We start from the raw sequence: 8,166 nt of genomic DNA, 5'->3' as shown, positions 1-8,166 counted from the left end.
TTATCATATCACGCGTCTTCGTTTTTGTCAAACGTCTTTTTGAAATTTCTTTCAAGGTTTTGACAAGCGTTTTTCGCTTCGATGACATCTCGCCAGAATCCGATCAGCTCACAAGTTTTGCTTGTTTTGTCTCTCGGACTTAAGCTTATATTATTATAGCAACGGCCTATTTATCTGTCAAACACCATTTTAGCCTCCTCTTGTCATTTTATTTACTGCTGCCCTTTTATTGCTATACCATTATAACTATAACTTAATAAATAGTATGCTATTTGCATTAACAGATATTTTAAAGCATGACAAATGATTTGATTCCTCTTCTGTTGTGAATTATATTTACTCTCCATTATTCTTTTTCTGCCTTTATGATCAGCCAGGTTTCTTTTTAAGACCGTCTTTATTTTCTTTATCTTTTTGCTATTTACTTGCGATTTCCCACTCTTTTATCCCCTAAAGCAGCCTTTCCGGCCTTGTTTTTACACCTTGAACTGATTTTGACATTCTTTTTTCTTCTTTTTCAACTATAATAGAGATAAGACATTGTGAAAGGAGTTGGTTTCATGAAAAAAATTCTGATCTCTGCAGCGATCTGCTCCATGCTCTTCACGGCCGGCGCTTCTGCCAACTGGATCACGGGCGAGCCTTCCATCATGGCGGTCAATGGAGGCGAAGCTGCTTTCCACACCTCTCTTAGTTCAGCCCAGCGCCTGGACATCAACCTGACAAGCGGAACTTCCGGAAAGGCTGACATGATTTTCTCAGCCGAAGGCTATGACGACTCACTGACGCTTTCTTCCCTTCCGGTCAAGGCGGTCACCGAGACTGGAACGAACGGTGCGACTTATACGGATTCCAAAGTCACTGTTACGCCTCTTATCAATGACGGCAACGGGCAGCGTTTCTACCTGGTTGATACAGGAGACGGCCTTGGCATGACAATCGTTGCTTACAGCAAGGGCTCTTTCAAGACTGCCTTTTCCACTTCTTCTCTTCCGGAGACTTACGGAACCGGTTCTTTCGAAGTATCAAAGAAAGCAATCCTCTTCCACGGCAAGAACGCAAATGGTGAATCCACCTACACTCTTGCATACGACAAGAAGACAGGACTGTTCAACGCAGCAAAGAATGCCTGATTTCTGATAAGCCTCTTTCAGGCATTAAAAAACCATGAAGGTCATTTGATCTCCATGGTTTTTTAGTGTCTTATTTCTTTTTCTTGGATTCGTCGTCTTCTTTAGACGGTGCATCCTTTGTATGGTCAGAGTTTTTCTTCTTTGACTTCTTGTTCTTTTTAAGCTTCTTTCCCTTATGGTGGAATTTGGCTTCTTCGTCTTTCTTTTGAGCCTCTGCCTTTTCTGACTCTTCTTTCTTGGCTGCTTCTTCTCTTGCCTTATCTTCTTCTGCTTCCAGTGCCGCCAGACGCCCGGACTCAGCGTCGGCTGCTTCCTTCTTGGCAGTAAGGGCTTCTGCGTTTTCCTTGTTCACATCGGCATCAGAAAGGCGCGGGAGGATAGCGGTAACCGTGGTTCCTTCTCCTTCTACACTGCTGATGTTCAAAGTACCCTTATGTTTTTCGACAATATGCTTGCAGATGGCAAGACCCAGGCCGCTTCCACCCGTTGCCTTGGTGCGGCTTTCGTCGGCGCGGTAGAATCTTTCGAAAACTCTTCCCTGCTTTTCCTTCGGAATGCCTATGCCGTTATCCGATACGGAAATAGTAAGCTTGTCCTCGCCTTCCGGTGCAAGGCGCACGGAAATATGGCCGCCCTGGTGGTTGTATTTTACGCTGTTGTCCAGAAGGTTCATGATGAGCTCGGAAAGAAGCGCAGGATTGCCATAGGTATAGAGAGGCTGCGCATCAATGTCGATCGTCACGCCTTTGGCATCTGCCTGCGGCTTGATGAGATCAGCGGCATAGCGGACAAGGCTGTCCACGGATACCGTTTTCCATGTAATCGTTGTTTCTGTTTCTTCCACCTTGGAAAGGTGCATGATTGTATCAATGAGCGTCAGCATGCGCTGGGACTCATTCATGATACGGCTGCCGAAAAGACGCACGTCTTCCGGTTTCTGGTACATGCCGTTTGCAATCATTTCAGCAAAGCCGCTGATGGATGTCAGTGGCGTCTTCAGTTCATGCGAAACGTTTGCAGAGAATTCGCGGCGCATCTTCTCTGCGGTGTATGCAGCTGTCAGGTCGCGCAGAACGATCAGGAGGCCCTTCTCCTCGTCATCATTCAGCTCGATATGATTCATGACCATACGGTAAGGACGGCCGAAAAGCGTCATGGTATATTCCTGGCGTCCTTCAGCGTGGTATGCGCGGCCGATGGCGCGCAGCCAGTCTTCGTCATGATAAAGGCTTGCGATTCTTCTGTAGCGTTTGTCTTCTTTCAGTCCGAAGAGTTCTTCGACGGTCTTGTTGTAATCGACAATTTCCTTGTCTTCATTCAAAAGGATAATGCCGTCCGCAATCGTATCGACGACAGTGCGGATCGTATTTCTTTCTTCCTCGATATCTTCCAGATAGTTCTCTATATCGTTGTGCTGTTCTTCCACCTTTGCAATCAAAGGCTGGAGTTCCTTGTAATCGTCAGGCAGCTTATGAGCGGGCCTGCCTTCCATGATCTGCTGGACCAGATCTCCCAAAAGATGAAACGGCCTGAGAATTTTTTCTGTCTCCTTCTCGGCAGCCGCGAGGCATCCAACCATGAAAACAAGGAGGAATACGATGATTTCAGGTAAATAGGAGGAGAATCCCCTGTAAGGAATCGCTCTTTCTACGGATATACGAAGTATCGTGTCATCAGGAGCCATTGTCGCATAATAGTTCTTCGGCGTATCGTTGCCTTCCTTATGGACTTCGTAAGCGCTGCCTTTATCGAGTGCTTCCTGAACGACAGTATTCGTCAGATAATCCCCTCCCGGATCAGGCTTGCTGTCATACAGAACGGTTCCATCTGTGTTCATCCATACGATGTGCATTTTCTCGTGATTTTCCTTGAACATGCGGTCCAGGTACTCTTCACTTCGTGCTTCATCTGATTTCGATAATGCCTGTGCCATTGTTTCCGTCAAATGACCGACTTCATGGCTGAACTGGTCCTGCATGCCCTGATAATAAAGAATGGCAGACAGCAGGAACGTCAGCAGTACCGAAATAATCCCCATTGATAGGAGACTCCTATATACTCTTGCTCTCATTTATCTCTCCTGGTTTCTTATGATTTTCGATCCCCCAGACGGTAGCCAACACCTCTTACTGTGCGGATGGCAGAGCCTTCGCTCCCGAGTTTCTGGCGCAGACTCATGATATGCATATCAATGGTTCTGCTTTCCATCTCGAAGGGTGAATCCCAAACGGCCTGCATGATCTGGTCGCGGGATAAAACGATGCCTTTATTTAATATCAAATAGCACAATAAGTCAAATTCTTTTAATGTGAGCTGTACTTCTTTTCCATCAACAGTTACGATATGCTGCTCCTGATCGACGGAAATCTTGCTGTATGTAAGAAGTTTTCTCCCTGCTTCCAGCGCTTTTTTCGTTCTTCTAAGTACAGAGCGTATTCTGGAAAGGAGTTCCATAATACCAAAAGGTTTTGTTACATAATCATCGGCGCCGAGATCGAGTCCCTGCACGATATCAAATTCAGTAGTTTTTGCTGTCATCATGATGACGGGAACATTCTGCAGCGGGCCTGCGCTGCGGATTTTCTTCAGAATGGAAAGTCCGTCCTCTCCGGGGAGCATGATGTCAAGCAGAATGAGATCGGGCACGTCCTTCTGGACGGCTTCATAAAATTCGCCCGAATCGCCGAATCCCTCTACTTTATATCCCTGCCCTCTCATGGCATAACTGACAAGTTCCCTGATACTTTCATCATCTTCTACGCAGTAAATTAACGGCATAATCGTCTCCTCGTAAAATAACAGATACTGAAAGCCGGCGGTCCATGCCTTCCGATCGAAGTCATAGAACCCGCCAGTTCGTCATTACTTATATTCTACCATAGTATCAGCCGAAATTGCCGGAAATATAGCGCTGTGTTCTTTCCATTTCCGGATGTTCAAAAATTTTCTCGGTATTGCCATATTCAACCATTTCCCCTAAGTAGAAGAAAGCTGTCTTGTCGGCGATACGCTGTGCCTGCTGCATGTTATGTGTAACCATGATGACCGTGTATTCTTCCTTCAGCTTGACGGCCAGTTCTTCAATGTGAGCTGTGGAAATCGGGTCAAGTGCGGATGTTGCTTCGTCCATCAGGAGGACATCAGGTTCAACGGCAAGAGCTCTTGCGATGCAGAGACGCTGCTGCTGGCCGCCGGAAAGTCCGAGTGCGGATTTATGGAGACGGTCTTTCAGTTCGTCCCAGATTGCTGCCTGGCGAAGGCTCTTTTCAACGACTTCATCAAGATCAGATTTCTTGGTGATGCCTTTGAGTCTCGGACCGTAAGCAACGTTGTCATAAATGCTCTTCGGGAACGGGTTCGGCTGCTGGAATACCATGCCTACATGACGACGGAGAACGATCGGATCGATTTCGGTGTATGCATTGACGCCGGAGAGAAGGATATCCCCTTCTACGCGGCAGCCCGGAACGAGGTCGTTCATGCGGTTCAGCGTGCGCAGGAATGTGGATTTGCCGCAGCCGGATGGTCCGATGAGAGCGGTAATCTGATTCTTTTCAATGCGCAGGTTGACGTCCTTCAGTGCCTGGAAAGCGCCGTAGTAGAGATCTACATGGCTGCAGGAAAAACTGATATTGTTGTAAACTGAGATCTCTGCTGCTGCCTGATTGGCGCGCAGCGCTAAGGATTCATTAGTTGTCATTATGAATTTTCTCCTTCTGTCTTTTTAGACACATAGCGGCTTACCAGACGGGCGCCGATGCTGAATACAAGAACCATGACCATTAATACTGCTGATGCTGCAGCTGCGGTATCGGATGCGGAAGCTCCCACGCCTTCTGTGCGGGCTGCCCATACCTGAAGTGAAAGTGTTTCACCGGGGCGGAACGGGTTGAGCGGGCATACAGGAGAGGTGATATCCCATACCTGCCAGCTGATGTCGGTACTCATGCCGGCTGTGTAAAGAAGAGCTGCTGCTTCGCCGAAGCCTCTGCCGGCTGCCAGGATGATACCTGTTACAATCGGTCCGACAGTCGCCGGAAGCATGACTTTCCAGATTGTTTCGAAGTGTGTAGCTCCGAGTGCCAGGCTGCCTTCTTTATAACCTTTCGGGAGTGCTACGAAAGCATCGTATGTCGTTGCAGTAATGAGCGGCAGGGAAAGAATCGATGCGGCGAGCGCGCCGGAGAACAGATTCCACTGGGATCCTGCCATGATGATGAATACCAGATAACCAAACAGGCCGACGACGATCGAAGGAAGGGAAGAAAGTGTTTCGATTGCGATGCGGAAAGCGCTGCTTGCGCGTCCTGGCGGAGCATATTCTGCCATGTAAACGCCTGCCATGATTCCGATCGGGCAGGAAATCAGAAGGGAAAGAACGACGAGGTATACGGTGTTGAAGAACTGATTACCGATGCCTGTTGCCTCAAAGGAGAAGATTTCAGGTCTGAAAGCCTGAATGCCGCCCCAGACTACATAGAGTGTAAAGAAAATCAGAAGTAAAACGAATGCGCCGGATACGACATAGAATACGCCTGTTGCCAGCTGATCTGCCAGATGCGCTCTTTTAAGCGAACCGCTTGCCTTGCGCAGTTCGGAAGCCGGATCTCTAATTTCTGCGGCTGAGGTTGTCATGCGATTCTCTCCTTTCTAGCTGCGATCAGGTGGATCACAAGGATGAATAAAAGGGAAATGATAAAGAGCAGGAGTGCCATGGACCAGAGAGCTGCATTGAATTCCCCGCCGTCCATTGCGCCGCCCATATCAGAAGCAATGGCTGCTGTAAGAGAGTTTGTCGGAGCCAGGAGGCTGTCCGGGAATGCTCTCATCTTGCCGATAACCATGGAAACCGCAAGTGCTTCGCCGAAGGCTCTTGCAAGGCCGAGGACGATAGCGGTCAGGATGCCTGGGAGGGCAGCCGGGAGAAGGACTTTGTAAATCATCTGCCAGCGTGTCGAACCAAGTCCGTAAGCGCCTTCTACATATTTGTTATTGACACTTCGGATCGCATCGGCGGAAACCGAGGTAATTGTCGGGTAAATCATGACGGAGAGCACGATGCCGGCTGCCAGTACGGACTGGCCGTGCGGCAGGTCGAATATTCTCTGGAGGAGAGGAACGAGTACGACAAGGCCGACCCAGCCATAAACGACAGATGGAATACCGACGAAGATTTCAACAGCCGGACGGATGATTCTTTCTCCGAGCTTCGGTGCGATCTGTGTCATGAATACGGCAGTTGCCAGACTGAATGGTACGGAAATGACAAGTGCCAGTGTACAGGTCAGGATGGAACCCCAGATGTAGATAGCTGCGCCGACCTGGCCGCCGCCCATTTCTGTATCTGATGGTTTCCATGCGGATGAGAAGAGGAATTCTCCGATAGAATGATGGAACTGGGTAAAGGTAAGCATCCCTTTCGCCAGAAGGAAGGCACCGATAGCAATCGTCAGCACGATGAGGAACATACCGCAGAGGACCGCGAGGCTCTTTCCGAAATATTCTCTGCGGAACATGTGCTGCTGCCGCATATTTTGATCCATAAGAACTCCTTTTGTCTTTAACTTTCCTTTATTATATTAATAATTTACATAAATGAATTTTTCTTTATAAACAGGAAGGGCAGCCGCACATTTGTGCAGCCGCTCTTCTGTGTTCTGTACGGTTTTATGACTCTTCAGTAAGGTGTTTCCAGGGCTTGGATTATTTCTTCATCTTGGAAGCTACGCCGTAGCCCTGTTTTTCGATTTCATGGCCGTATTCGTCAGACTGGATGTAGGCAAGGAAAGCTTTGACTGCGTCTTTAGCTTCGCCCTTGGTGTACATGTGTTCATAGCCGTATACCGGATAGGTGCCGTTGTAGGTGTTTTCCAGTGTCGGAGCTACGCCATCGATAGCGATTGCTGCAACGTCTTTATTGTTGACGAGGTAGGACAGTGCTACGTATCCGATAGCGCCCTTGGTCTGAGCAACGCTCTGCATCAGTGTGCCGGAGTCGTCGGTTTCCAGGGACTTGTTGGAAGCTTCTTCCTTGCCGCCGAGAGCCAGTTCAGTGAAGAGTGCTCTGGTGCCGGAAGTGGTCGGACGGGTTACGAGGACGATCGGTTCATCTGGGCCGCCAACATCTTTCCAGTTGGTTACCTTAGCGGTGAATACGTCCTGCAGCTGCTGTTTGGTCAGGGACTTAACAGTTTCAGCGACATCCTTGTTGACAACCGGTGCTACGGTCAGGACAGCGACCTTGTGGTCAACCAGGTCTTTTGCTTTTTCCTTCGGGAGCTTTGTTTCAGCCGGTACGTCAGACATGCCGATGTTTACGGATCCTTCAGCAACCTGTTTCAGGCCTGTGCCGGAGCCGCCTGCATTCAGTGTCAGGGAAACTTCAGGGTTCTTTGTCTTGAACTTTGCTGCTGCATCCTTCGCGAGCGGAAGAAGTGCAGAAGAACCGGAAACAGTGACCTGACCGGTAACCTTTGCTCCAGAAGCAGCGCCGCTCTTAGCCGGTGCGGAGTTTCCGCCGCCGCAGCCTGCGACTGCTACGATTGCTGCTGAAGATACTGCCAGTGCCATCCATTTTTTAAGTTCCATTTTTATCCTCCTTGAAATGACTTGCTGTTTTTAATGGTTTTGTGATGTTTTTAGTTTATCGAACGGTTGTAAAAACCAAAGAGGGAGATGCGTCTAATTTCCGTCTACTTTGTAAAATGGATGTAAACAATAGCGAGCAAATGAACACAATTATTACTCTGTACAGTGTTTATCCCTTTCTCCCCTCCTTTCCATTGTTCCCACGTAAAGAGGGACTGTGACAAAATCCGCTGAAACGCTGTTTTTCTCTTTTCTCGAGCGGAGTTATATAAGTTTAAAGCAAATAAGAACTGATTCCTTTTGTTGTTTCGCAGAGCTGTCTTCGTAGGAGAAAGTGGCGCGCATGCGCCGAAAACAGCAGTTTCTAAGAAGGCGAAGCATCCTTTGTGGTTTTCAGATAACACAAATATATAGGGTTATAGGACAAAACGTGTTGGTAAAAATT

Annotated in this window: 7 protein-coding genes; 1 reads left to right on the top strand and 6 read right to left on the bottom strand. The window is 48.2% G+C overall.

Annotated features, from left to right (window positions below; all coding sequences use genetic code 11):
* The first annotated feature begins 560 nt into the window (after positions 1 to 560).
* Complete coding sequence (locus tag M3200_RS00860) at positions 561 to 1,133, top strand: hypothetical protein (RefSeq protein ID WP_022381652.1); 573 nt, start codon at positions 561 to 563, stop codon at positions 1,131 to 1,133.
* 70 nt (positions 1,134 to 1,203) lie between these two features.
* On the opposite strand, the gene M3200_RS00855 is transcribed toward M3200_RS00860, so the two are convergent.
* The 6 genes from M3200_RS00855 to M3200_RS00830 form a co-directional block, all read right to left on the bottom strand.
* Positions 1,204 to 3,171: a sensor histidine kinase gene (locus M3200_RS00855; RefSeq protein ID WP_022381651.1), complete on the bottom strand. Its 1,968-nt coding sequence runs from the start codon at positions 3,169 to 3,171 to the stop codon at positions 1,204 to 1,206.
* A 50-nt stretch (positions 3,172 to 3,221) separates the two neighbouring features.
* Positions 3,222 to 3,911, bottom strand: coding sequence for a response regulator transcription factor (locus tag M3200_RS00850; RefSeq protein WP_022381650.1), 690 nt, complete (start codon positions 3,909 to 3,911; stop codon positions 3,222 to 3,224).
* Between the two features lie 106 nt (positions 3,912 to 4,017).
* A complete protein-coding gene (gene pstB, locus M3200_RS00845; RefSeq protein WP_370797410.1) occupies positions 4,018 to 4,836 on the bottom strand; it encodes a phosphate ABC transporter ATP-binding protein PstB in 819 nt (272 codons plus the stop codon).
* The gene (gene pstA, locus M3200_RS00840; protein ID WP_022381648.1) at positions 4,833 to 5,768 is read right to left on the bottom strand and encodes a phosphate ABC transporter permease PstA; all 936 of its coding nucleotides are present in this window, start codon (positions 5,766 to 5,768) and stop codon (positions 4,833 to 4,835) included. The genes pstB and pstA overlap by 4 nt, the downstream gene beginning before the upstream one ends.
* Positions 5,765 to 6,676, bottom strand: a complete 912-nt coding sequence (gene pstC, locus M3200_RS00835) for a phosphate ABC transporter permease subunit PstC (protein WP_022381647.1) — start codon at positions 6,674 to 6,676, stop codon at positions 5,765 to 5,767. Before pstC ends, pstA begins: the two co-directional genes overlap by 4 nt.
* Positions 6,677 to 6,836: 160 nt before the next feature.
* Positions 6,837 to 7,721: a phosphate ABC transporter substrate-binding protein gene (locus M3200_RS00830; protein ID WP_022381646.1), complete on the bottom strand. Its 885-nt coding sequence runs from the start codon at positions 7,719 to 7,721 to the stop codon at positions 6,837 to 6,839.
* Positions 7,722 to 8,166 lie beyond the last annotated feature (445 nt).

It is taken from the genome of Dialister sp. CAG:357 (assembly GCF_000435155.1).
GTDB classification, from domain to species: Bacteria; Bacillota; Negativicutes; order Veillonellales; family Dialisteraceae; genus Dialister; species Dialister hominis.
The sequence above is the reverse complement of the archived record's forward strand: the minus strand, read 5'-3'. Positions and strand labels throughout refer to the sequence as shown.

What these genes read in the sequence shown, in the direction of transcription:
- M3200_RS00855 (WP_022381651.1), bottom strand. Translation starts at nt 3,171, where the DNA reads ATGGGGATTATTTCGGTACTGCTGACGTTCCTGCTGTCTGCCATTCTT.
- pstC (WP_022381647.1), bottom strand. Translation starts at nt 6,676, where the DNA reads ATGGATCAAAATATGCGGCAGCAGCACATGTTCCGCAGAGAATATTTC.
- M3200_RS00850 (WP_022381650.1), bottom strand. Translation starts at nt 3,911, where the DNA reads ATGCCGTTAATTTACTGCGTAGAAGATGATGAAAGTATCAGGGAACTT.
- pstA (WP_022381648.1), bottom strand. Translation starts at nt 5,768, where the DNA reads ATGACAACCTCAGCCGCAGAAATTAGAGATCCGGCTTCCGAACTGCGC.
- M3200_RS00830 (WP_022381646.1), bottom strand. Translation starts at nt 7,721, where the DNA reads ATGGAACTTAAAAAATGGATGGCACTGGCAGTATCTTCAGCAGCAATC.
- M3200_RS00860 (WP_022381652.1), top strand. Translation starts at nt 561, where the DNA reads ATGAAAAAAATTCTGATCTCTGCAGCGATCTGCTCCATGCTCTTCACG.